This window comes from Nitratireductor luteus, from assembly GCF_026162365.1.
In the GTDB taxonomy this organism is placed as follows: Bacteria; Pseudomonadota; Alphaproteobacteria; order Rhizobiales; family Rhizobiaceae; genus Chelativorans; species Chelativorans luteus.
Window position 1 is genome coordinate 1 of the sequence record NZ_JAOANW010000037.1, and the last position, 1,563, is coordinate 1,563.

Here is a 1,563-nt window from a genome sequence, read left to right on the forward strand (position 1 = left end):
TAGCCCACTTCTCTCACCGCCCGTTTATTCTGACGCGTTCGGCGGCCGATCAGACGGGCGTGCGTTTGGAGCCGCGCGCGGCCTGCGCCGCGGGAGAGCGGCGGTGGTGATCGGTGGCAATGTCTCCTGTGTTGGTTGCGGGACGGGTTCAGGCCGGCGGCATCAACGGGCCGCGGTGCATATTCGTTCGTGCGCCCGGCTGAACTCGCGCTCGTAGGGACAGGCCGAGGTCATGGCGACCTTGATGCGGCGCACCGAGACGCGGACCTGAGCGCCGATCTTCAGGAGCTTCAGCCGGATGGTGCCGCAGGTGGCGTTGGCGAGCTTGCTGCCAGCCAGTCCGATGCGGCGCAAGGCGCAGATCAGCACATAGGCGAAGGAGGCGAACCAAAGGCGGAGTTGGTTGGCACGCATGGTGTGGGCGCTGGTGCGGTCGGCATAAAGATCGAGCTGGCACTCCTTGATGCGGTTTTCCATGTCGCCGCGGGCGCAATAGAGGTCTTCATAAAGCGCCTTGGCTTGCCAGTGCTGCGCCTCGAGCGAGGTGACGACAAAGCGCGGATTGGCGCCCAGCAGCGTCCATTCCGCCTTGGCAACGACCCGCCGCCGGCGCGACCAGCTGTCCCTGGTCGACCACAGGAAATCGCGAAAGACACGGGCGGCTTGGCCGCGGACATTGGCTGCCAGATGCGCTTCCTCCAGGGCTGGCGCGACCTCCTTTTCCAGCCGCTGGTTGCGGGCCAGGCCGAAGACATAGTCGACGCCGTTTGCCTCGCACCAATCCATCAGTTCGTCGCGGGCGAAACCGGAATCGGCGCGCAGGATGATGCGGACTGTGGGCCAGGCCGTGCGGATCTGCCCAATGATGCGCTCGACCTCTGTGACCACGCCGGCGCTGGCGTCGATGTTGGACCGCCGCAGCTTGGCCGCCAGCAGATGGCGGCCACAGAAGATGTACAGCGGCAAATAGCAGTGACAGCGATAATAGCCGTGGAAGAATTTGCCTTCCTGGTCGCCGTGCAGCGGATCGTCGGTGGCGTCGAGATCGAGCACGATCTCGGCGGGCGGTTCGGCATGCGCTTCCAGGAACAGGTCGACAAACAGCGTCTCGATCGCCGACGCATCATAGGCGATCTTGTGATAGCGCGTCGGCTCCCCGACGCGGCCGTGTTCCAGCCGGTTGAGCGTCGACTTGCCGGCCAGCACCGCGCAATCCTCCCGCTTCGGCGTCAGGCTTTCCGACAGCAGCGCCAGCACCGGATCGTGGCGCAATGTGTCATGGTCATCGACGTCCTCGTACCCCAAGGCAATGGCGGCGATGCGCTGACTGACCAGCGTGCGAACGCTGTGCACCGTGCAGTCCGGATCGCGGCCATCGACGAAGCAGGAGGCGACCCGGTCGAACAGGCCAATGGCCCTGTCGACGTGGCGAAGCAGCAGTGCGCCCGCATCCGAGGTGATCGCCCCGCCATCGAAACCGGCGATCACTTTATGCCCGGCGAAGCCTTCAAATTCGAGCTGGTCAGAGATACAGTGTGTGTGCATCGGACTCCGTTCCTGAAT

The 1,563-nt window shown here is 64.7% G+C and carries 1 protein-coding gene; it reads right to left on the reverse strand.

Annotated features, from left to right (window positions below; genetic code table 11):
- Window positions 1–162: 162 nt before the first annotated feature.
- Window positions 163–1,545, reverse strand: coding sequence for an IS1380 family transposase (locus N1058_RS23965; RefSeq protein ID WP_265520093.1), 1,383 nt, complete (start codon window positions 1,543–1,545; stop codon window positions 163–165).
- Between the last annotated feature and the right edge of the window lie 18 nt (window positions 1,546–1,563).